Origin of the sequence: Pengzhenrongella sicca, assembly GCF_017569225.1 — a bacterium.
GTDB classification, from domain to species: Bacteria; Actinomycetota; Actinomycetes; order Actinomycetales; family Cellulomonadaceae; genus Pengzhenrongella; species Pengzhenrongella sicca.
Genome location: NZ_CP071868.1, coordinates 1,968,913 through 1,991,243 on the forward strand (window position 1 = coordinate 1,968,913; position 22,331 = coordinate 1,991,243).

At 69.0% G+C, this 22,331-nt stretch carries 22 protein-coding genes and 2 pseudogenes; 11 read left to right on the plus strand and 13 right to left on the minus strand.

Going from position 1 to position 22,331, the window contains the following annotated elements; translation table 11 throughout:
- Positions 1-16 precede the first annotated feature (16 nt).
- From J4E96_RS09030 to J4E96_RS09070, 9 genes are all read left to right on the plus strand, one after another.
- On the plus strand, positions 17-727 hold the full coding sequence (locus tag J4E96_RS09030) for a response regulator transcription factor (protein ID WP_227425415.1): 711 nt from the start codon (positions 17-19) through the stop codon (positions 725-727).
- Positions 699-2,486 carry a sensor histidine kinase gene (locus J4E96_RS09035; protein WP_227425416.1) on the plus strand — a complete coding sequence of 596 codons (1,788 nt, stop codon included), beginning with the start codon at positions 699-701 and terminating at the stop codon, positions 2,484-2,486. The genes J4E96_RS09030 and J4E96_RS09035 overlap by 29 nt, the downstream gene beginning before the upstream one ends.
- A 312-nt stretch (positions 2,487-2,798) precedes the next feature.
- Positions 2,799-3,155 carry a hypothetical protein gene (locus J4E96_RS09040; protein WP_227425417.1) on the plus strand — a complete coding sequence of 119 codons (357 nt, stop codon included), beginning with the start codon at positions 2,799-2,801 and terminating at the stop codon, positions 3,153-3,155.
- 137 nt (positions 3,156-3,292) lie between these two features.
- On the plus strand, positions 3,293-4,219 hold the full coding sequence (locus J4E96_RS09045) for an ABC transporter ATP-binding protein (RefSeq protein WP_227425418.1): 927 nt from the start codon (positions 3,293-3,295) through the stop codon (positions 4,217-4,219).
- Positions 4,216-5,094 (plus strand): hypothetical protein, encoded by an 879-nt coding sequence (locus J4E96_RS09050; protein ID WP_227425419.1) that lies wholly within the window; start codon positions 4,216-4,218, stop codon positions 5,092-5,094. Before J4E96_RS09045 ends, J4E96_RS09050 begins: the two co-directional genes overlap by 4 nt.
- Positions 5,091-5,873: a hypothetical protein gene (locus tag J4E96_RS09055; protein WP_227425420.1), complete on the plus strand. Its 783-nt coding sequence runs from the start codon at positions 5,091-5,093 to the stop codon at positions 5,871-5,873. Before J4E96_RS09050 ends, J4E96_RS09055 begins: the two co-directional genes overlap by 4 nt.
- An 82-nt stretch (positions 5,874-5,955) precedes the next feature.
- Entirely contained in the window at positions 5,956-7,356 is a 1,401-nt protein-coding gene (locus J4E96_RS09060; protein ID WP_227425421.1) for a sensor histidine kinase, read from the plus strand.
- Positions 7,353-8,036 (plus strand): response regulator, encoded by a 684-nt coding sequence (locus J4E96_RS09065; protein WP_227425422.1) that lies wholly within the window; start codon positions 7,353-7,355, stop codon positions 8,034-8,036. Before J4E96_RS09060 ends, J4E96_RS09065 begins: the two co-directional genes overlap by 4 nt.
- A 69-nt stretch (positions 8,037-8,105) precedes the next feature.
- The gene (locus J4E96_RS09070) at positions 8,106-8,510 is read left to right on the plus strand and encodes a PPOX class F420-dependent oxidoreductase (RefSeq protein WP_227425423.1); all 405 of its coding nucleotides are present in this window, start codon (positions 8,106-8,108) and stop codon (positions 8,508-8,510) included.
- A gap of 163 nt (positions 8,511-8,673) precedes the next feature.
- On the opposite strand, the gene J4E96_RS09075 is transcribed toward J4E96_RS09070, so the two are convergent.
- The 3 genes from J4E96_RS09075 to J4E96_RS09085 form a co-directional block, all read right to left on the minus strand.
- A complete protein-coding gene (locus J4E96_RS09075) occupies positions 8,674-9,069 on the minus strand; it encodes a universal stress protein (RefSeq protein ID WP_227425424.1) in 396 nt (131 codons plus the stop codon).
- A gap of 181 nt (positions 9,070-9,250) precedes the next feature.
- Positions 9,251-10,723, minus strand: coding sequence for a mannitol dehydrogenase family protein (locus J4E96_RS09080; protein WP_227425425.1), 1,473 nt, complete (start codon positions 10,721-10,723; stop codon positions 9,251-9,253).
- A 39-nt stretch (positions 10,724-10,762) separates the two neighbouring features.
- On the minus strand, positions 10,763-11,437 hold the full coding sequence (locus tag J4E96_RS09085; protein WP_227425426.1) for a nucleoside/nucleotide kinase family protein: 675 nt from the start codon (positions 11,435-11,437) through the stop codon (positions 10,763-10,765).
- Positions 11,438-11,675: 238 nt separating this feature from the next.
- On the opposite strand from J4E96_RS09085, the gene J4E96_RS09090 reads away from it, so the two are divergent.
- The gene (locus J4E96_RS09090; protein ID WP_227425427.1) at positions 11,676-12,404 is read left to right on the plus strand and encodes an SDR family oxidoreductase; all 729 of its coding nucleotides are present in this window, start codon (positions 11,676-11,678) and stop codon (positions 12,402-12,404) included.
- A gap of 137 nt (positions 12,405-12,541) precedes the next feature.
- Positions 12,542-13,528: a LacI family DNA-binding transcriptional regulator gene (locus J4E96_RS09095; RefSeq protein WP_227425712.1), complete on the plus strand. Its 987-nt coding sequence runs from the start codon at positions 12,542-12,544 to the stop codon at positions 13,526-13,528.
- A 75-nt stretch (positions 13,529-13,603) separates the two neighbouring features.
- On the opposite strand, the gene J4E96_RS09100 is transcribed toward J4E96_RS09095, so the two are convergent.
- The 10 genes and pseudogenes from J4E96_RS09100 to J4E96_RS20405 form a co-directional block, all read right to left on the minus strand.
- The gene (locus J4E96_RS09100; RefSeq protein ID WP_227425428.1) at positions 13,604-14,497 is read right to left on the minus strand and encodes a hypothetical protein; all 894 of its coding nucleotides are present in this window, start codon (positions 14,495-14,497) and stop codon (positions 13,604-13,606) included.
- Positions 14,490-15,935 (minus strand): FGGY-family carbohydrate kinase, encoded by a 1,446-nt coding sequence (locus J4E96_RS09105; protein ID WP_227425429.1) that lies wholly within the window; start codon positions 15,933-15,935, stop codon positions 14,490-14,492. Before J4E96_RS09105 ends, J4E96_RS09100 begins: the two co-directional genes overlap by 8 nt.
- Before the next feature lie 143 nt (positions 15,936-16,078).
- A complete protein-coding gene (locus J4E96_RS09110; protein WP_227425430.1) occupies positions 16,079-17,083 on the minus strand; it encodes an ABC transporter substrate-binding protein in 1,005 nt (334 codons plus the stop codon).
- A gap of 2 nt (positions 17,084-17,085) precedes the next feature.
- Complete coding sequence (locus J4E96_RS09115; RefSeq protein ID WP_227425431.1) at positions 17,086-18,078, minus strand: ABC transporter permease; 993 nt, start codon at positions 18,076-18,078, stop codon at positions 17,086-17,088.
- Positions 18,079-18,176: 98 nt separating this feature from the next.
- Positions 18,177-18,944: an ATP-binding cassette domain-containing protein gene (locus J4E96_RS09120; RefSeq protein WP_227425432.1), complete on the minus strand. Its 768-nt coding sequence runs from the start codon at positions 18,942-18,944 to the stop codon at positions 18,177-18,179.
- Positions 18,945-19,017: 73 nt separating this feature from the next.
- A complete protein-coding gene (locus J4E96_RS09125) occupies positions 19,018-20,076 on the minus strand; it encodes a LacI family DNA-binding transcriptional regulator (RefSeq protein WP_227425433.1) in 1,059 nt (352 codons plus the stop codon).
- A 431-nt stretch (positions 20,077-20,507) separates the two neighbouring features.
- Positions 20,508-21,065 (minus strand): AAA family ATPase, encoded by a 558-nt coding sequence (locus tag J4E96_RS09130; RefSeq protein WP_227425434.1) that lies wholly within the window; start codon positions 21,063-21,065, stop codon positions 20,508-20,510.
- Between the two features lie 296 nt (positions 21,066-21,361).
- A pseudogene (locus J4E96_RS20175) lies at positions 21,362-21,496 on the minus strand (GntR family transcriptional regulator); the annotation flags it as partial.
- 3 nt (positions 21,497-21,499) lie between these two features.
- The gene (locus tag J4E96_RS20180) at positions 21,500-21,994 is read right to left on the minus strand and encodes a GntR family transcriptional regulator (RefSeq protein ID WP_406620455.1); all 495 of its coding nucleotides are present in this window, start codon (positions 21,992-21,994) and stop codon (positions 21,500-21,502) included.
- A 26-nt stretch (positions 21,995-22,020) separates the two neighbouring features.
- A pseudogene (locus tag J4E96_RS20405) lies at positions 22,021-22,107 on the minus strand (hypothetical protein); the annotation flags it as partial.
- Between the last annotated feature and the right edge of the window lie 224 nt (positions 22,108-22,331).

Consider the following 22,331-nt stretch of genomic DNA (forward strand, 5'->3'; position numbering starts at 1 on the left):
TGCCTAAGATCACGGCATGTGCTCGAACGTGGTCGTCGCCGAGGACGACTCCTTGCAGTCGGAGCTCGTCCGCCGCTACCTCGAGCACGAAAACCACACGGTGACGATCGTCGGTAACGGCCACGACGCGATCGCGCACGTGCGCGCCCATTCACCCGACCTGCTCATCCTCGATGTGATGATGCCGGGCATCGACGGGCTCGAGGTCTGCCGGATCCTGCGCCGCGACTGCGAGGTCGCGATCCTGATGCTGACCGCGCGCTCGACCGAGGATGACCTCCTGCAGGGTCTCGACCTCGGTGCCGACGACTACATGACCAAGCCCTTCAGCCCGCGTGAGCTGATGGCGCGGGTGCGGACCCTCCTGCGCCGCAAAGGATCGGGGCCGAACGACGAGCCGGAGGAGCGGCTTCAGGTCGGCGCGCTCGCCGTCGACTCGCTCAGGCACGAGGTGAGCCTCGACGGAGCCGCGGTCGAGTGCACCCCGGCGGAGTTCCGTCTCCTCGAGGCGTTCGCCTCCAACCCGGGCCAGGTGCTCACCCGCACCCAGCTCTTGGGGCAGATGCACGGCTTCGGCGAGTTCATGACCGAGCGCACGATCGACTTCCACGTCAAGAACCTGCGCAAGAAGCTCGAGCCGCAGCCGCGGCGACCCGTCCGCCTGCTCACCGTGTACGGCATCGGCTACAAGCTCGCCGATGGTCCCGGGCCGGTACGTGCGTCATAGCCTGATCGTCCGGCTCCTGATCGTCTCCAGCCTTATCGCTGTGTGCTCCATCGGTGCGACCGCCTGGCTTGCGGCGATGACGGTCTCCCGGGGGATCCAGCAGGCCCAGGGCAGCTCGCTCGCGAACGACAGCGCAACGTATCGCCGCCTGCTCGACTATGCGGCAACGAACCGGACCTGGCAGGACGTCGGCCCCGTGGTCTCCTCGCTCAGCACCGAGGCCGGCCGACGAGTCACCCTGACGATGCAGGACGGGACGGTGATCGCCGACTCCGCGGCACTGGCCGACCCCGCATCGACGCCCGACCCGCTGCCCGCGCGGGCCTCCGCCGTCGTCGACCCGCTGGCCGTCGACCCGGCGCTCGGCGCGGGCGCGTCGTCAGACCCGATCGACGCGCGCGTCGTCGGCCCGTTCGCTCTCACCTCGCCCGAGCGTCGCGACCTCGAGGGTTTCGCCGCCAAGATCCTGGCCTGCGTCGACGCACTCGGCGGAGACGGCGCGATCTCGATCGCTCCCTCCGGCCGACCGACGGTGGAGACGAACTCGGTCGCGATCGCGGCGACCTGCGGCGTCTCCCTGCTCGACGAAGTCGTCCCGCCCACCGAGGCGGCGGCGCTCGCTCAGCTCGAGTCCGCCGTGAACGCCTGCCTGAGTGCCCAGCGGACCACGACGATCACCCTGCACCGCGACCTCACCTGGTCGACCGATGCACCGCTCCCGTTGGCCGACCAGCTCGCGATCCCCACGTGCCTGAAAAGCTCGAGGCAGCAGCTGCTCGCTCCCTACGCGCCCCCGGCTGCGCTCCTGTACCTGTCGAGCAGCACCCGCGCCGCGCCCGCCCACCTCGATCTTTCGCGCGCCAACCAGCTCAAGATCGCCGCGCTGGCAGCCGTCGTGCTGCTCGTGGCGGTCGGGGCGACCGCGGCGGCCGCGCACCGGATGATCCGGCCGCTACGAGCCCTGACCCTGGCCGCGCAGCGCATGACGCGGGGCGACTCCGACGCGCGCGTGCAGACGCGGGGCAGGGACGAGATCGCCGAGCTCGGCGCCGCGTTCAACGAGATGTCTGCCGGTCGCGAGCACATGGAGGAGCAGCGCAAGGCCCTGATCAGCGACATCGCCCACGAGCTCCGGTCGCCGCTGACCAACATCCGCGGCTGGCTTGAGGCCACCGAGGACGGGCTGGCCGAGCGAACACCCGAGCTCGACCGCGCGCTCCTCGAAGAGGCGATCCAGCTCCAACGCATCGTGGACGACCTGCAGGACCTCGCGATGTCGGACGCGGGCGAGCTCCGGATGCACCCGCAAGCGATGGAGGTCGCCCCGGTGCTCGCGCAGATCCGGACGGCGTACTCCGCGCAGGCCGCAGCACGAGGGATCAGCCTGACCACGAGCACACCGGACGGCCTGACCCTCGAGGCGGACCCCGTGCGGATCCGGCAGGCGATCGAGAACCTCGTCACGAACGCTCTCCGGCACACCCCGGACGGCGGCACCGTGACGGTGACGGCCCAAGGCGAACCCGGGTGCGTGGTGGTCGACGTCGTCGACACCGGATCTGGGATCGAAGCGGCGGACCTGCCGCACCTCTTCGATCGATTCTGGCGCGCCGATCGGTCCCGCAGCCGGGGCTCCGGCGGGAGCGGCCTCGGCCTCGCGATCGCGAACAACCTGGTGCACGCCCACGGCGGGACCTTGACGGCAGTCAGCACGGTGGGGCTCGGCTCGACGTTCACGCTCCGGCTCCCCGCAGGGTGATCGCGGGTCTCTCGGCGGCGCCCGACGCGACGTCGTCGGCGGCGCCAGAGGCCCTCTCCGGCGCCACGGTGTAGCCAGCACCAGCATCACCGAGTACCCGGAGCCGCGGTTCCCGCTGCCCGCAGCACCGTGCGAGCCGCGGTCGCGGCGATCTCGTCCTCCATCCGACATAGCTCGCTCCTGTGCGCCTCGGACTGTGCTGACGTGAGGGCACCCGGCGGTTTCCATAGCGAATCCATGGTCGACGCGCCGAGATGATTGCGAGCAGCCGAACGGGCTCCAACATCTGAGGTCGGCTTCGCGAAGTTGACCATGGAGTCCGACGCCTCCCGCGCCAGCACCGCGGGCGTCCCCGTCGGTGACCACCGCTGGGCCAACAAGGACGAGCTGGTGATGGGCGCGCTCACGCACTACCGCAACCGCCACCGGGTCGAGATCCCCGGCACCGGCGCCCTGCGCGGCCACCTCCTCGCCGCATTGACCGGCATGGGCGCGTCCGGCGCTGCGTGCTTCGCCATCGCCGCGGCCAGCGCCCTCTCGGGGCTACTCGCTGGAATCGGCCGTACTCCCGCCGAGGTGCGCGACCAGATCATCGGCGACCAACGACTCTCGCACAAACGGGCCATCGAGCAACGCGCCCGCGACGGCCTTGACGACGTTCCCCGATGAGCGCGCCGGTGCTAGTCGGTGGACGCTCTCGTCCCGTGGGAGGAGCCTGCGACGCCGCGGGTTCCTCCCACAGCAGGTGCCGGGCCTCCGGTCCGCCTCCGTAGCGTCGTCGACGAACCCGACGATAAGGAGATCTGATGATCGAGGTAGCGGCGCTGACCAAGCGCTATGGCAGCACGACGGCGGTGGACGGGCTGACGTTCGCGGCCCGGCCGGGGACGGTCACGGGGTTCCTCGGGCCCAACGGTGCGGGCAAGTCGACGACTATGCGGATCGTGGTGGGGCTCGAGCGGCCGACATCGGGCACGGCGACGGTGGATGGTCGCCGGTTCGCCGATCTGCCCGCACCCCTGCACGCGGTCGGGGTGATGCTCGACGCGCGCTCGGTGCACCCGGGCCGCACGGCGTACAAGCACCTGCTGTCCATGGCGCGGACGCACGGCATCGGCAGGGCGCGCGTGCGCCACGTCCTCGCGCAGACCGGCCTGGAGCCGGTCGCCAACCGCCGAGCCGGCACGTTCTCGCTCGGCATGGGTCAGCGGCTCGGCATCGCCGGGGCGCTGCTGGGCGACCCCGCGACGCTCATCCTCGACGAGCCGGTCAACGGCCTCGACCCCGAGGGGGTGCTGTGGGTGCGGCACCTGGTGCGTGAGCTGGCGGCCGAGGGGCGCACGGTGCTGCTCTCGTCGCACCTCATGCACGAGCTCGCGCTGTGCGCCGACCGGGTGGTGATCATCGGGCGTGGGCGGCTGCTGGCCGATGCGTCGGTCCAGGAGATCGTCGCCCGCTCCGAGCGGGCCGGCACCGTTCGGGTGCGCACCACCGACCCCGAGCCGCTCGCCCGTGAGCTCCTCGCCGCGGGCGCGCAGGTCACGCCGCTGGAGGGTGGGGTGCTGCAGGTGCGCGGCGCGTCGGTTGATGACGTCGGCACCGCCGCACGCCGGTGCGGGGTGACCGTCCTCGAGCTGGGCGCCGAGTCCGGATCGCTGGAGGAGGCCTACCTGCAGCTGACCGGGGACGCGGTCCAGTACCGCGCGGCCGAGATGAAGGACGGTGCCCGATGAGCACGCCGACCACAGTGCGGGGCAGCATCCCGACGCCGACCGCGGGTTCCGGGCCGATGTTCGGCCGCGTCGTCGCCGCCGAGTGGACCAAGCTCACCTCGCTGCGTTCCCCATGGTGGGTCGCTGCCGTGACGGTGGGTGTGGCCGGGCTCCTCACCTACCTGGGCGCCCGGGCGGCCTCGGGTGACCCCGGGTTCCAGCCGCTCGGTGACCTGTCCACCGGCCTGGTGCTGGCCATGGTCGGCCCGCTCGTGCTCGGCGTGCTGATCGGTGCGGGCGAGTTCCGCACGGGTGCATTCCGGACCACGTTCACGGCAGTCCCGCGGCGTGGGGCGGTGCTCGGTGCGCAGGCCCTCGTCGTGGCCCTCTTCGCGCTGGGCGTCGGGGTGCTCGCTGCGGCGGCCTCCGTCGTGGCGATACTGCCCTCGGCGGGGTCGCGGGGCATCGCGGTGGACCTGACGGCCGGTGACACGCCCGGCGTCCTGCTGGGCATGGTGCTGCTGGTCGTCGGGTTGGCACTGCTCGGGCTGGCCGTCGGAGCGCTGCTGCGGCGCACAGTCCCGGCCGTGGTGACGGCGCTCTTCCTGGTCCTGATCCTGCCTCTCGTGCTCACCATCGCGACCGACCCGATGCTGGGCGGCGCCGACCCGGCGTCGCTGGTGGCTCCCGCCGCCGGGTCGACAACCGTCGGTGGCACACTCGACGTGCTCACGCCCGGCAGCGCCGGGCTGCTGATGACCTCGCCGGCGTCCGCCGGTCCGATGGAGGGCGTGCCGGACCTCGGCCCGGTGGGTGGCGGCCTGGTCCTCGCTGCCTGGATCCTCGTTCTGCTCGGGGCGGCGGCCGTGCGGCTGCGCGCCCGGGACGTGCGATGACGACCGTCACGGCGACCCGTGTGCTCCGCTCGGAGTGGACGAAGCTCGCGAGCGTGCCGTCGAACGCCTGGCTGGCGCTCGGCACGATCGTGGCCGCCGCGGGCACGGCGTATGGGCTGGGCATGTTCGTGCGAGCCGGCGACGGCCGGTCGGGATCGTGGGTGGTGACCTCCGGCTTCGTGCTGGCCCAGGTGGGGTTCGGTGTCCTGGGAGCGTTGGTCGGGGCGTCGGAGCACACCACCGGCACGGCGCGGACGACCTTCACCACCGTGCCGCGACGGCTCCCGATCCTGGTGGCGCAGGTCCAGGTCACGGCGGGGGCCGCGCTCACGACGGCGGTCGCCGCGCTGGGCGCCTCGTACCTCGCGACGATTCCGGCGCGAGCGGGTGGTGCCCCCGCGCTCGACCTGTCCGTGCCGGGGGCATCGCGGGCCGTGCTCGGTTTCGTGGTGGCCAGCGTCGCGGTAGCCCTGCTCGGGGTGGCGCTGGGTGCACTGCTGCGCCGTCCCGCCGACGCCATCGTCACCGCCGTGATGCTCACGCTCGTCGGCGATCGCTTCCTCGCGGCGAACCCCGGCCCGGTCACCGACACGATCCGTGCCCTCCTGCCCTCGTCCGGTGCCAGGCTCCTGCAGGACGACGCCGCGCTCGCGGCGCTGGACGCCAGCACGCGGGGACCGCAGCTCGGGTTGTGGGGAGGGGGTGTGGTCGTCGTCGTGTGGGTGCTGGTCGTGCTCGCGGCGGCGGCCTACCGGCTGCGGTGCCATGACGTCCGCTGAGCCTGCCAGCTCGGGGCTGCGGCCGTCGGCCATCGCCCGTCACCCGGCGGGTACGGGGGGTGGCGGGTGGGACAGTGGAACCGTGGTGATCCGGCGCGCGACCGTGGCACGGGCCGGTGTGCCCTCGATCGACGACGATCTGTTGACCGAGGCGCACGTCCGCGGCGGGAGCCCGGTCGGTCGTCTCGTCACCGCGCGCCCTTGGATGATGGACCTCTCCGTCGCGGGCGTGATGGCGGTGGTCGGGCTGGTCGGTGCCCTGTTCGCGGCGGAGACCGCGCGCGGCGCCACGGCGCTCGGTCTGTATCCGCCGGACGCGGGCGTCGCTGGCCGGGTCACTGCCACCTGGCTCGTCGGCGCCGCGATCGGTGCCGCGCTGCTGGCCGTGCGACGGCTGGCGCCGCTCGGCGTCACGGTGGCGCTGACCGTCGCGTCGCTCGCCTCGCTGCTGTTCGCCGGCGTGCTCGGGGTGCTAGGCGCCTGCGCGGCGTGCGCCCTTTACGGCGTCGCGGCCACCCGACCCGCGCGCACGACGTGGATCGTCTTCGGCGTCGTCCTGTCGACCGTGACGCTCGGGCTGTGGTGGTGGCAGGACCTCGGGCTGATCGAGATCATCGCGTGGTCGTCGGCAGGGTTGGGGTCGGGTTGGGAGCCGCCGACGTACCTCGAGGCGCCGCTGTTCTCCGCGGGCCGCCGCATGGGGTCCGTCCTGCTGCTGCTCGCACTGCTCCTCCTGGGCGTCGCGATCGGGTCGGCCGCACGGGCCCGCCGCCTGCACGCGATGGAGCTCGTCGCGCGCTACCGCGCACTGGCCCGCGAGCGGGACCAGAGCGCGGCGCTCGCCCGCGCTGCCGAGCGCGCGCACATCGCCCGCGAGATGCACGACGTCGTGGCCCACAGCGTGACCGTGATGGTGGCGTTGGCCGACGGTGCCGACGCCTCGTTCGAGCGCGCCCCGGACCGCTCGCGGGACGCGGTACGGCAGGTAGCACGCACCGGCCGGTCCGCGCTGATCGACATGCAACGCGTCCTGGGCGCCCTGGGACCTGCGGACGACGACGGCACGGACGGTCGCGCGGACCCAACGGAGGTCGACCTGCCGACGCTCGTCGAGCGGTTCGGCGCCGCCGGGTTGCCCGTGACGGTGACGGGCCTCGACATCGAGCTCCCGGACGATACGTCGGTTCGCCTGGCGGTGCTGCGGATCCTCGGTGAGGCGCTGACCAACGTTCTGCGGCACGCCCCGGGTGCGTCGTCGGTGGAGGTCACGCTCCGGCGCACCCCGACCTCGCTCGAGGTCGAGGTCGTCGACAGTGGCGGGACGCGGCCCGGAACGGGGGGCGGTAGCGGGCGTGGCATCGTCGGGATGGGCGAGCGGGCCGCGCTCCTCGGCGGGCACGTGTCGTCCGGTCCGCGCCTGGTCGGCGGATGGCAGGTGCATGCGGTGCTGCCGTGGCCGGACGATGAGGGAGGCGCGCGATGACGACGGTGCTCCTGGTGGACGACCAGGCGCTGCTGCGGCTCGGCTTCCGGCTGGTCATCGAGTCCGAGCCGGACCTCGAGGTGGTCGGCGAGGCTGCGGACGGTCGCGTCGCGCTCGACCAGGTGGCCGCGCTGGCGCCCGATGTGGTCCTCATGGACATCCGGATGCCGGGCATGGACGGCATCGACGCGACCGCGCGGATCGTCGCGAACCACCCCGGATCGCGCGTGCTGGTCCTCACGACGTTCGACGTCGACGACCTGGCGTTCGCCGCGCTGCGCGCCGGCGCGAGCGGTTTCCTGCTCAAGTCGGCCCGTCCCGACGAGCTCCTCGACGCGATCCGCACCGTCGCCGCGGGCACCGCGGTCGTCGCGCCGCGCGTGCTGCGCCGCATGCTCGACCTCTTCGCGTCCCACCTGCCGGCCGCCGGTGTGGTCGCGGCCGACGACGGCACGGACCCTCGCCTGGGCGCGCTCACACCGCGCGAACTCGAGGTCCTGCGCCTCATCGCGGAGGGTGCGTCGAACACCGAGATCGCGGCCGAGCTGGTGGTGTCCCAGACCACGGTCAAGACCCACGTGGGCAACGTGTTCGCGAAGCTCGGTGCCCGGGACCGCGTGCAGGCCGTGATCCTGGCGTACGAGTGCGGGCTGGTGGGGGGCGACCCCCCGCGGCGCTGAACTCCGGCGCCACCCGGCGAGCCGCGTGCATACTGGGCAATCCGCTGTCGGCCCCCCCAGGAGCTCCCCGTGCCCACACTGCCGCTGCCCGACGACGCGCTGGCCATGCTCGCCCAGCCGAGCCGCGCGGTGATGGCGACCGTGCGACGCGACGGCTCCCCGGTCACCGCCGCGACGTGGTACCTCCTGGACGAGGGTCGGGTGCTGCTCAACCTCGACGCCACGCGCGTGCGGCTCACGCACTTGCGGCGCGATCCGCGGGTCTCGCTGACGGTCCTCGGCGGCGATGACTGGTACAGCCACCTCACGCTCCTTGGCTCGGTCGTGGACCTGCAGTCGGACACCGACCGGTCGGGCATCGACCGGCTCTCGCGGCACTACACCGGTCACGCGTACCCGGACCGCGAGGGCGAGCGGTGGAGCGGGTGGCTCGAGATCGACCGCTGGACTGGGTGGGGCGCCTACAAGAGCTAACCGGCTCTTCGCGGTTCGTGGTGAACGGTCCTTCGACCTCCCACTCAACACAAGCGACCTCGTGTCGCGCCACCTGGAGAGTGCTCCAGGAGCACTCCCGCGACGGTTCTGTCGTGGGGTGTCGCGGAGTTCGGCGCTGTCTCCTCCCTCCGCTCCGGCGCATTCACGCTCGAGGTTTGACGGCCAGCACCGGGCACTCGGCTCCGAGGATGATTGCTTGAGCGGTGCTCCCGGTGACCAGCTTGCCCACGGGCGATCGACGGCGTACCCCGATCACGATCAGGTCTGCTCCGATCTCCTCGGCGATGGCGAGGATGCTGACGTCTGCCGGGCGGCCGTCGCCCGGTCTGCGGATATCGTGCTCGATCCCGGCGGTCGTGAGCCGGGCGTCCAGGGCGTCGATGTCGCGTTCCTCGGCGAAGACCGGGTCCGCGTAGTTGCCGTCCTTACCGGTGTTGACGACCGTGAGGTGCGCGCCTTCGAGGCGGGCGTAGTGGATGGCGCGGTCCAGCGCGGCCAAACCGGGTGCGGTGGTGATGTACCCGAGCACGATGTTCATGAGGTCCCGTTCGCGTGGTGCGGATGTTGGACATGCCGGTGGCCCGTCGTCGGCGGGTCAGGAGATCAGCGTAGAAGAGGCGTCGTGGGTCCCGACCTCCCTCGCGTCGAGGAGTATTGCCCGACCCGTGGACGTCGGCTGGCGTGTCAGGCGGTGGCGTGAAGCGGGGCACGGGTCTACGTCAGGAGTTGGCACCCATCTCGGTCAGCACGGCTTGGGCGCCGTTCGCTAGGAGAGCTGCTCTGAGGTTGACGTAGGTCGTTCGCAGGCGCTCGTTTGTGCCGAGCTCGCCAAAGACAGGTGCAAAGTCGAGCAGCGCGCCGGGGTTGCCGCTTTCCTGCGCAACGAACTCGAGGAGAGCGTCACGGCGCTGGTCGGTGATCGTTCGTCCGTTAGCGCCGAGACCCGACTCGAGGTACACGCTCCAGGCCGCGAGGACCAGCCCGCAGCATTCGATGGCATCGTCTCGCTTGAGCTGTTCGCGCAGTACTGGCAGGAGGAACTTCGGGAGGCGTTCGGAGGCGTCGACCACCTGCCGGTCCAGTGTGTCCTTGACCGCCTCGCTGCTAAAGCGCGCGATGAGCTGGTCGCAGTACGCGCCGAGGTCCACCCCGGGGACGGGGCTGAGGGTGGGAATTGCTTCGGTGGTCATGTACCGCCTCAAGAAGGCGACGAGCAGGGGGTCCCGGCATGCGTCGTGCACCCAGGCGTGCCCGGAGAGCAGGCCGAGATAGCTCATCGCCTGGTGCGAGGCGTTCAGGAGTCGCAGCTTCATGAGTTCGTAGGATTCGACGTCGGCGACGAGCTGCACACCGACGGCGGCCAGATCGGGGCGTCCCAGCGGGAAGGTGTCCTCGACAACCCATTGCAGATAGCTCTCGGAGCGGACCGGCCACCTGTCCTGGATCCCGAACTCTGCCCCGATCGCGCGGCGGGTCTCGTCGGTGGTGACGGGGGTGATGCGGTCGACCATCGAGCAGGGGAAGGCGACGTTCTCCATGATCCAGTCGGCAAGGCCGGGATCCAGGGCGCGTGCGAACGACGTAAGCGCCACACGTGCGACGTGGCCGTTGCCTTGGACGTTGTCACACGACAGGACGGTGAATGCCGGGATCCCGCGATCTCGCCGCGTGCGGAGTCCTGCGGTGAGGTAGCCCAGGACGCTGCACGGCGGCCCACCGGAGGAGAGATCAGCGAGGGTCAACTCGCTGGTGGGCTCGAACACCCCCGAAGCGTTGTTCACTTCGTACCCGCCCTCGGTGATGGTGAGCGACACGATCCGGGTCTGTGGGTCGGCGAGTGCCTCCACCACGGCGTTCGGGTCGTCCGGCGCGAAGAGGTAATGGAGGAGGCTTCCCACGATTCGTGCGTTCTGCGTGCCGTCGGGTGCAACGGTGACCAGCGTGTACAAGCCACTCTGCGCGTTGAAGGCGTCTCGGGCGGCGGCGTCCTGCGCCATCACACCGACGCCGCAGATGCCCCAGCTCAGGTCTCCGTTCGACAGGATCGAGTCGAGGTAGAGCGCTTCGTGTGCACGATGGAATCCGCCGACGCCGAAGTGCACGACGCCAGTCGTCGCGGCCGATCGCTCGTAGGAGGGGACCTGGACACGCGGGTCGAGCGTGTCGAGCATGGTCGGGTCGAGTGGCGTCACGATGAGATCTCCTTGGTGAGCAGGTCGGGAGGGATGGGCTCACGCCTTCGCGGCGACGAGGCGGACGAGGCGGACGACGAGGTTCGCAGCTTCGCGGCCGGTGAGGATCAGCGATGCGTTGGCTTCGTCGACTTCGGTGACCCAGGAATGCGCGTGGTTAGCGGTGTCACCGTGTGAGAGGCGGCGGGCCACGAGTCGGCGCACGCGTTCTTGAACCGGGAGGTCGAGGAACCACACCTCGTCGAGCAAGGGGCGCACATCGCCCCAGCCGCACTCGTCGTATAGAAGGTAGTTGCCCTCGGTAATCACCAGAGGCACCGTTCGGGGCACCGCGACGGCACTACCGATCGACGCCTCTAAGGCTCGGTCGAATCGCGGCGCATAGGTCACGTCTTCCTCGGCCTGCCGCATTCGCGTCAGCAACGACACGTAGCCGGCCACGTCGAACGTGTCGGGGGCTCCTTTGCGGGCGCGACGCCCGAGCTCAACGAGGACCTCATCGGCCAGATGAAAGCCGTCCATGCCCACGACCACGGCTCGGGCGCCAAGGGCCTCATCGAGCGCTGCGCACAAGGTCGACTTCCCCGCCCCGGGAGCACCGACGATCCCGAGGACGGTTCGCGAGCTCGCCGCAGCCAGCGCCTCAGCGCGTGTCACTAGATCCGCGACCGTCGCCGGAACGGGCTCGAGTTCGGTGAGTGCGGTCCGATCCATGGTGCTGCCTCCTTTGGCACGGCGGACAGGTGCTGCGCGAAGCGTTCGGCGCGGTTCGCGCCCGCGCTCCGCGACAAGGCTCGAAAGGGACCCTAGAAGCCCATGACACCGGTGTCAAGACCGATCGATGACACCGGTGACACGACGTCCCGGTTGTGACACGATGGCGGCGCACGACCGGCACCGGTGCCTTCCGGTCGTCCGGCGATCTCTACTGACTCGAGAGGAACATCTCGCCATGACCGATTTCGGCGGTAGGAGCATTCTGGTGACCGGAGCGGCCGGGGGCATCGGTAGCGCCATCGTTCGCCAGCTCGTCGCGGCCAATGCCGACGTCGTAGCGAGCAACCGCGATGCCGCTTCCCTCGCTGGGATCGTGGCCGAGACAGGATGCCGGATCGCTCCGTTCGATCTCACTTCGGAGGAGGAGATCGCGGCTGCCCTCGGTGAGCTCGACTTGTGGGGCGTGGTGAACTGCGGAGGGTTCGGCGGGGAGATTGCATCCCCCATGGACACGGACATCGACGTCTTCGACCGGGTGATGGCCGTGAACGCCCGCGGGACGCTCCTGGTGACGAAGTACGCCGCCCGAACGATGATCCGGCTCGGCGTCGGCGGCGCAATAGTGAACGTGTCCAGCCAGGCATCGTTGGTCGCGCTACAGAACCATGTGTCGTACGGATCGTCCAAAGCGGCGGTCGACAACATCACTCGAGTGAGTGCGCTTGAACTGGGCAAGTACAACATCCGGGTCAATAGCGTCCACCCGTCCGTCGTCATGACCGAGATGTCCGAGTTCTACTGGGGTCGGCCGGAAATTGGGGGCCCCTTTCTCGAGCAGATGCCGCTCGGGCGTTGGGTGACCCAGGACGAGGTGGCGGCACCCGTTGTCTTCCTGCTGAGCGACGGCGCGTCAATGATCACCGGTGCGCACCTGCCCATCGATGGCGGGTACACCTGTCGATAGCGCCATTCGACAGCTGCGCTGGCCGGACAGAGTGCGGTGGCAGCACAGTCGCACACGAAGGTCTCCGCCGCGTCGGGGCATGATGCTCCCGCGTGTCGCCAGGAGCGAACGTAGATGAGGAGACACCGGTGGTCCGCATGCGGGATGTTGCGCGCGAGGCGAACGTCTCCGTCAAGACGGTGTCGCGGGTCCACAACAATGACCCGCACGTGGCGCCGGACACTCGCGACCGGGTAGAGGCGGCCATCCGCCGGATGGGATACCTGCCCAACACCCTCGCCACCACGTTCCGTGATGGCCGGTCCGCCGTGATCGGCATCGCCGTCCCCGACATCGGCGACCCGTACTTCTCCGCGATCGTGCGGGAGGTCGACCGCACCGCCGCTCAGCACCACATGCTGACGGTTGTCGCTGGAATCGGCGGGGACCCGTCGCAAGAGCGGGCCCGGGTGGAGGCACTCATGAGCCGACGACTCAGCGGCTTGATCATGGCGCCTGTCACCAACGATCAGTCCTACCTGTTGCCGTGGGTCGACCAAGCCCCGATCATCTTCATCGACCGCCGGCCCACGCGGCTGGCAGTCGACTCCTTCACGACCGACGACGAGCAGGGCGCGTTTGACGGCACGGCGCACCTGCTTGCCCACGGGCATCGTCGGGTCGCCTTCTTGGGGGACACCCTGAGCCTGGCGACCACGGCGGCCCGGCTCACGGGGTACCGGCGCGCACTCCACGAAGCGGAGCGTCCGTGGAGTCCGGAGCTCGTCGTCATGGACGGCGCGACCCGAGGCGGGGCGGCCCTGGCGGTGCAGACCCTGGCGTGTTTGCCCGAGCCGCCGACCGCTCTGCTCAGCTCGAACGCGCGCTGCACGATCGCGCTCGCACCCCTGCTGCGCAACCTCGGGCTTGCGGTGGTCTCGTTCGGAGACTTCCCCATGTCCGACGTCCTCGAGCCGGCCGTGACGATCCTGGACCAGCACCCGCACGTCCTCGCCGAGATGGCCGTGAACCGGCTGTTGGATCGGCTCGCGCACCCAGCCAAGCGCTTTCGACGACGTCAGGTTCTCGCGGCAACGCTGGTCGAGCGCGACTCCTGCCGACTCCCGGTGACCACCCGTCCGTAGCCGAGGTCCGGCGGGCGCCGACCGCAAGGTCCGGTCGGCGCCCGCGGAGTCTGCTCCATCGGTCGGACAGAGTCGTCAGGAGGTCGTTGACCCGTCGACCGTCGCCGCGAGCTCGCGCAGCCGGGGGAGTGCTCGGTCCGTGAGCAGCGAACGTCGCCCATCGTGCGTCATCGCGAGGCTGTCCTTCCACAACGACCGGCCCGCCATGGCTCCGCTGGCACCGTTGGCGACCGCCGTCGCCACCTGCTCGATGAACGTCGTGTGGTCGACGCCAGCGGACAGGACGGCCCACGGGACGCCGTCGGCGACCTTGGTCACCGCGGCGCAGGCCTCCGCAGAACCCGGGTACGGGAGTTTGAGAACCTTGGCGCCGCACGCGACCGCCAGCGCAGCCGCGTCGGTCACGAGCGTCGGGAACGCGGACTCGTACTCGGATGGGCTCTCGTCCTCGAGCCGGTAGGTGAGGAGTTCGACGATGAGCAGTAGACCTTCCTGTGTGCACGCCGTGATGAGTTCTCGCATCTCGTCGGCAACTCGCGAGTCCGGGCCCTGCCGGTCCGACCGTACGTACCAGAGCATCTTGGCGGCGTCACCGCCCATGTCTCGGGCCGTGCGCGGCGTCATCCCGGCAACGAACTTCGTGTAGTGAAGGCCGTCTACCTCTTCGAAGCCCGATGCGTCCAGCCCGACGACGAGCGCGGTGTCCCGTCCGAGGGTCCCATCGTCCACCAACGCGGGCAACGCAATTTCGGGATCGAGAAGAATGGCTGGCGCGTGGTTCCCGAGATACCGGACCAGGTCGGCCTTGGCGTCCGCCAGCTCCTCTTTCGTTATCGCCCCGGGACCGTCGGGGCAGTTCATGACCGCTTTCATGCCGTTGCGCTGGTCGGCTGCCACGATCAGCATGTTCCCAGCCGCTGTACAGATAGACGCCATAGCGCGGCGCTCGAGAGTAGTGAGTTCATTCATTGTGCTGTCTCCTGTCGTCGTGCGGGGGGGTCTTGTGCCGGGACACCTGGTCGGTGCCACCGTCGGGTTCTTGTGGTCCGCCAAGTCCGTCGTTGCGGGCTAGCAGGAGGCGCGCGGCGAAGAGCGCGGCGCCATAGGCGGTGTCCTGGCTGCGTTCGGAAATGGTGACGTCCGGCATGACCGTCGATCGTGCGTTCTGGACGGACTGCATGCTCGCCCATCCGCCGGTGAGCAAAGTCGACCGAGCCGGGAACACCTCCCGGTCCATCGCCTCGATGAGCAGCCCGATCTCGTCGTTTCCGTGCTGCAGGATGGCTTGAAACGCCTCGGCGGGGGTGACGCCGTCGGCCCGGATGGTGAGCGAGAGGACACCGTCATCGTTGCGCGCCCCACGCACCTCGATGCCACCGTCGGCCACCGCAGACCGCCGGTCGAGCGCGACGACGTCGGCGTCCAGCCTGTTCCGCCCGTCGAGGTCTGAGATGCCGAAGAGCTGCAGGGCCCGGCGCATCAAGAGGCCCGTCTTCACGCCGGCGACCAGAACGTGATGGCCCGGCACAACGTGGCGGACGCAATTGATCAGCGCCGACCCCAGCCGGTCGCGCGCCTCGAACGACAGCGGAGTGTCGATGACTCGCAGGAGTACCTCAGCCGTCCCCATCGACACGTGGTACCGGTCACCCGCGATGGCGCCGCCCGAGACCGCGGACACAAGGTGGTCATGCCCGGCGACCGTCAAAGACGCACCGGCGAGCGCGGGCGGCAGCCAACTCGCTGAAGCGTTGCCTAGGTGGGTCCCGGCGTCGACGAGCTCCGGAAGGAACGTGCCGTCGACCCCGAGGTGGGCGAGCATCTCAGGCCACGGTCGTCCGGTGTCCTGGTCCAACAGCCCGGTTCGTGAAGCGAGCGAGAACTCGTTGACGGCCTTTCCACCAAGTGCCCCGACGACGAACTCGGGCAGACTGCTCCACCTCAGTCCGCCAAGGGACAGGCCACGGTCCCGCAGGTACAAGATCTTCGCCACCGGCACCTGGACACCCCACGGGAGCCCGGTCCGTCCGGCGAATTCTGCACGCAGCCGTGCCGGCAGCGCGTCGACCTGCTCCGTGCCTCGGGGGTCGAACCACGCGAACGCGGGGCCGGCGACCTGGCCCAGGTGATTGAGGAGGAAGCCCGTCTCGCCCATGCCGGACACCGCGAGGGACTCGATTCGAGCGGTCGGATCGCCCGTCACGTCGGGAAGGCTCTGCGCGACGTCGTCGAGGAGCGCCTTCACCACGGCGAGCAAATCTTCGGCGTTCATGCTCGTGGTGCCCTTGGGCCCGTCGCGCCACGGTGTGGGCCGCTGGCGGATCATCAGCTCGATCCCGTGGACGTCAGCCACGAGGATCTTGGTGCCCGTGCTCCCCAGGTCGAGTCCTGCGACGAGCTTGTTCACGAGTGCGGCTCCCCTTCTTGTTGGCGCCGCTCGAGGTAGCCGCCCCGTCCAGGGGGCGACTACCTCGAGCGGGACTTGCGCGAACCTGTTGGCGGTCCGCTCAGTGCGAACCCGAGAGCCGGGCCGCGGTCAAGCGACCCGCGTCAGCATTCCGACGCGTAGAGCGCGGCCTGGCCTTCCTCGGACTCGAGGTTCTCGCTGGTGATGATGGTGAAGCTGGTTTGAATCTTGGACTCCGTCGCCGTGCCGTTGATCGCGGCCAGCGCCTGTTCCACACCCTGGTAGCCGATGTCGTAGGGCTGCTGGGCGATGATCGCTTGAACGGTTCCGTCCTGGAGGGCCTCGACCTGCGCCGGGCCGGCATCGAAGCCGACGACCTGGACCTTGCCGGCGGCACCCGCCTGCGCGATTCCCGTGGCGGCACCCTCGGCGCTGTAGATGTTCGTCGCGAAGATCGCGGCGAGGTCCGGGTACTTCTGCAACGAAGAAGTGACGATGTCAGCGGCCTTGGCAGGCTGGTTCTGTGCGAACTGGACCCCGACATACTCGAAGTCCGAATCTGCGGCGATGGCATCCTCGAAGCCCTTGACCCGGGCGTCGGAGGTCGAGATCCCCGGCTGGTTGTCGATCACCAGAACACGTCCACCCGCCGGCACGAGTTCCTTGATGGCGTCGAACGCTGCCGCGCCACCGCCCTCGTTGTCTGAGGAGATCTCCGACACGGCGATTGACGGGTCCTCGATGGTCGTGTCGACCAGCACGATCTTGCTCGCCTCTGCCGCCTCCTCCAGTGGGCGCTGGAGGGCACTGACATCATTGGGAGCGATCAGGATCGCGTCTGGCTTCGTCGCGGTCACGGAAGCCACGATCGGCTGCTGCAGGGCAGGATCCCACTTCTGGGGCCCTTGGACGCTGACGTTGATGCCGCCAAGCTCCTCGGCAGCTGCCTCGACGCCACATTGCATCGAGATGTAGAAGTTGTCGCCGATCACGCCCTGGATGAAAGCGATATCCATATCGCCTCCCTCGGATGCGCCGGCGGTGGAATCCGTCTCATCCGACGAGCAAGCGGCGAGACCGCTCGCCAGGACAAGCGCGGTTCCAGCGATCAGAACTCGGTTACGACGCATTTCCGGGTGTCCCTTCATCTCTAGATGTCCTTTCGGTTGCGGTTGAGAACGCGGTGCAAGAACTTGGTTCGCGAGCCCCCGCGGGTGGCGGCAGCTCGACGTACCTGGTCGAAATAGACGGCGGTGATGAGGAATGCGCCCACGACGACCTGCTGCCAGTACGGCTGGACGCCGAGGATCACGAACCCGTTGCGCAGCGTGGCGGGGATCAGGAGACCTATGACTGTGCCGAACACCGTGCCCACCCCGCCGAACAAGCTCGTTCCGCCAATGACGACGCCTGCGATGACATCGAGGTTGGTGAGGCTGTGGCCCGCGATGGTCGTCGATCGGAAGAAGGTCAGGTTGAGCAGGCCAGCCAGGCCGGCCAGCAGCCCGGCGACGGCGTAGACCTTGATGAGTTGGCGGTCGACGTTGATGCCGACGCGGCGGCATGCCTCGGCGTTGGACCCGATCGCGCAGGTGAGCAGGCCGAATCGGGTCCTGCGCAGGGAGATGATGCCGATCGTCACGACGACCGTGGCAATGATGACCAGGCTCGGGACGCCGAGGATGTCACCGAAGCCGACGCTCTCGACCAGGACGTCCGGTGCCGCCCGCAGATCGATGCCGCCGGTGAGCACCTGCGCGAGGCCGAGGGCGGCTCCGAAGGTCCCGAGGGTGACGATCATCGGGGGGACCTTGGCTTTGGCCACGAGGAAGCCGTTGAGCAGTCCCCATCCCAACCCGGAGGCCAGGGCGACAAGGATGCCGGCGGCGGCGACGTCCCAGCCTTGGCCGTCCCCCATGCGTTCCATGACCATCGACGAGACGACCCCGCTGAACACGAGGACCGAGCCCATCGAGAGGTCGATTCCGCCGGTGATGATGATGAGAGTCGTCCCGACTCCGAGCACGCCGAGAATCGAGACGCTGATGGCGATGTTGCGGAAGTTGGCCGAGTCGAAGAAGGCATCGGGGCTCAGCGCGCTGAAGACGATGACGATCGCCAACCAGACCAGGACGATCTGCATCGACTGTGCGGCCAGAGCATCCTTGAGCCGGGACGCCGCGGAACGGTTCGCGGCAGCGGGTCCCGGGGCTGATGGTTTCGGGACCTCTGTTCGCACACTCATGCTGCTTCCCTTCCGTCCAGGGCGCCAGTCATGGCGCCGACAAGCTCTTCGACGTTCGTCTGATCGGCCTGGTAGACCGCGACCCGCTTGCCATGTCGCAAGACGTGCACGCGGTCAGCGACCTCAAGAACCTGCGGCATGGAGTGGGTGATGAGCACCACGGCGAGTCCGGTGTCTCGGATGCGGCGGACGAGGTCGAGCACACCCTTGGTCTGAACGACGCCGAGCGCGGCGGTCGGCTCATCGAGGAAGATCACCTTGCTGGCCCACGTCGCGGCGCGGGCGACAGCGATCGCCTGGCGCTGACCGCCGGACATCCCGGTGACCGAGCCGCTGAAGTTGCGGACGGTGGCTCCGAGTCCGGCGAATGCCTCGACGCCGTGGTCGCGCATCTTGGAACGCTGCATGAATCCGAGCCGCCCCATGATCCCGGGCTTCATGAGCTCGCGGCCCAGGTACAGGTTCTGGATCGGGTCCAGGTGGTTGGCCAACGCAAGATCCTGGAAGACGGTCTCGATGCCACGGGAACGGGCGTCCGCGGGGTTCGCGAGGGCTATTGGTGCTCCCTCGAAAAGGATCGAACCGTCATCCGGCTGCTCCGCGCCGGCCAGGATGCGTACGAGCGTGGACTTGCCGGCGCCGTTGTCACCGATCAGCGCGGAGATCTCCCCTGGCCGGACGTCGAAGTTCGCTCCCTCGAGCGCCGTCACCGATCCGTAGCGGCGAACGATGTCGCGTGCCTCATAGATGGACGCGCTGCTCATTCCTGCACCAGCATTTCGCCCAGGCCCGCCGGGAGGCTCCGATGTGCCGTGGCGCACCTCTTCGTTGCGGTGGTCATGCTTCCTCCTTGATGGGTGGTGTGCGGCGATCCGATGGCGCCGTCCTCGGTGAAAGTTCCCCTGAACCCCGCTCGATGAGGCGCGCGGGAACGATCGTGATGGGCTTTAGGGCGTCGGGTGTCGCCGACCGCAGGCGATCCAGCAGCGTCTGTGCAGCTGCGGACCCGACGGCCTCTGGCGAGTGGTCAATGACCGTGACCCCAGGGGACAGGCTTTCCGCTAGCGCGAAGTCGCCGAAAGCGACGAAGGCGATGTCAGTCCGCCCGTGCTGATGCAGCGCTGGGACGACACCGAGCGAAAGTCGCGTATTGGTCGAGATCAGGGCGGTGGGCGGATTGTCGAGCGTGAGCAGGCTCGCGACGACGCGCATGACTTCCGACGCACCCGGGCAGTCTGACCGGACCAGCTGGTCGTCCACGGGAAGGTCGGCCTCTGCCATGGCGGCGCGGAAGCCCTCATGACGGCGCTGAGTGGTCTCGACGACGGGTTGGTCGCTGAGCAGGGCGATGCGCCGGTGCCCGTGTTCGATGAGGTGTGTCGTTGCCAATCGGGCCAGACCGAAGTCGTCAGCAACCACGGACTGAGCGCCCAGCAGGTCGCCCACCCGGTCGACGAACACGACCGGAATCCCGCGCAGTCGCACTCCGACCAGCGAGTCCCGACCAGTCGGTGACACGATCACACCCGCGCAACGGCGCTGGACCAAGTTCTGCACCGTGTCGCGCTCCGCCCGCGCATCACGGTTGCTCGAAGCAATGAGCACCCGGTAACCCGCGTCGCCAAGTACCGCCTCGATGGTGGCGACTAGTTGAGCGAAGAACACGTCGCCGATGCTGTCGACAACCACCCCGACCAACCGGTCAGTACCCGCGCGCAGGGATCTTGCTGCCTCGTCGGGCTGATAGTCGAGCGTCTGCATGGCCTGGACCACCGCAGCCCGCGTGGCGTCGGAGACGCTCGGGTGGTCATTGAGCACTCGCGACGCCGTCTTCGCGCTGACCGAGGCCAGCCGCGCGACGTCCTTGAGAGTCGGTTCACCGTTCGCCAGACTCATGCGCCCACACCTAGCTTCAGTGGCGGACGTCCCACGTGGGAGAGCCGTGGAGACGCTTCGATGCTGACGTTCGCCATCGTGTGCATCCCTCTCCATCGAGCCATGTCATCGTTGTCATGTCGTGCCGAGAAGAACTATGTCGGGTGCATGTCAACGATGTCAAGGGTTGTTTCGAAAGTCTCTTCCGTGCGCGCTGAGCCGCCTGATTCCGCTCGCTCCGCGCTCATCGCCCTCGGTTTCGCGCCTCGAGTTGGCGAACCACAGTGAGCGCACCGGGCATCAGGAGTGCTTGGCGGGCAACACCCACCCGGCTTCTTTTTGCACTTCAGAGCCTCGAGCGGCGCTGTACGTGGCGGCCGTCACCCCGCTTCGTGATCACACCAGCGTCCACACCCGGCATGCCCCGCTGAGGGTGTGCACGGGCACGGCGACTAGGAAAGCGCGGATCGGATCCGGACGGCCTGCTCGGACCAGGGCAGCGTGGCGTCCACTTCGACGCACGGCGATGCGGGCGCCCCGAGGTCGAGGCTCGCGACGTACGTTTCCGCATCCCGCAGCTTTTCGGTGTCCCTTGCTGCCGCGCGGCCACGCAGTCTCGTGATCAGCGTTTGCGGATCGATCCTCAGCCACACGAGTCGCGCCCGACCGCCGAAAGCGGACACCTCGTCTTCGAGCCGAGACCATGCTTCCGGCTCGCGCCGCTCCGAGGTGAAAGGCGCGACGAGGACGACGGGGAGCCCTGCGGATACGCAGTCGGCCGCCACCCGGAGCAGGCAGGCGTACCGGGCAGCACGCACGAGCTCAACCAGACGAGCGTCGTCGTAGTCCAGTGCGCCAACAAGCCCGGCCACGACATCGACCAACGGGTTCGTCATCGCGTCCTGGTCAAGTACCGCCGCACCCCAGAGCCGTGCGAGCTCTTGTGCGGTCGAAGACTTTCCCGACCCAGGCGCACCGGTCAGGACTACAACCCACGGCTTGGCGTCCACCCGGCGAGCGTAGTTGCACGCCAAGTCTGCGCGCGATACCCAGAGCACACGACGGCGACCGAGCGGGCTCCCTCAGCATCTGGCGGCTTCAAACTCGCGCTATGACCCGATAAGTAGGAGGACGACGAGGAGCATCAGGCCCAGATGGCGACGCCTTTTCGTGGCGGAATCCCGGCGTTGGAGGCGAACAATTCCGGCGAGTGCGCGCGGACGCGTTCGATGTCGTCGAAGATCTCACGGAGGTGCTTGCGCATGAGTGGTCGAGCTTCTTCCGCGCCGCCGCGCAATAGCGCATCGAGGACGCCAGAGTGCTGTTCGACGAAGACCCGGACGCTGCCGACTTCGTTGAGTCCAAGGCGTCGGGCGCGGTCCAAGTGCCCCTTCGCGGCTACCACGGACCGCCAGGTGCCGTCGTGTCCAGCCAAGCGCATGAGTCACTGATGGAAGTGTTCGTCAAGCAAGAAAAACTGTTCGTAGTCGCCCTCGACGACAAGTTGCTGCTGGGCGAGGTTCTCTCCGAGTTGATTCGTCAACTCGGCATCAGGTTCGGCTGGAACGTCGTCCAGTGACGCCAGTTCGACTGCCTCCCGAAGGAACTGCGCATCGGCGACACGCTGAGGGTCGACGCGCGAGACGAATGAGCCGATCCTCGGGAAGATCTGAACCAGTCCTTCCTGGGACAGGAGCATGAGCGCGGCACGTATGGGTGTTCGCGACATGCCGAGTTCGGCCGCGAGTTCGTTCTCCGACAAGAGAGCGCCTGGCGTGAGCTTGAGAGTGATGATGCGCCAGACAGTCCCGATTTCGCGTCGCGTTTGGCCCTCGGCGGTGCGGCGTTCGACGTAGGCGCGGTTGGCGCGTCGTCGAAGATACGGATTCTGGCGCTGACGTCCTGGGCGCGGTTGAGCTGGCGGTCGCCGTTGCGCGATAGCCGGTGACGGACCGTCTTGCCGGACGAAGCTGGCAGTGGCGCTGCGCCAGCCAGGGCGGCGAAGCCGACCTCGGTGCGGATGCGTCCGCGGTAGGACCAAGCGGAGAGCACGGCACCGCCAGCGACAGGCCCGACGCCCGGGATCTCGAGCAGGCCGGGGACGACAGTTCGTGCCGGGGATGATCAATGACGGGTCCCACCCGAACCGTCGGGGCGCCGGCCTCATCGGCGCGGCCAGAGCGGCCGCGGTCGATCAGCCTCGTTCAAGGGCCGGGGCGCCATGGCGCCCGACCTGTGCGGGGTCCGACCGACTATGCGTCGCCGTCCTTGGTCAT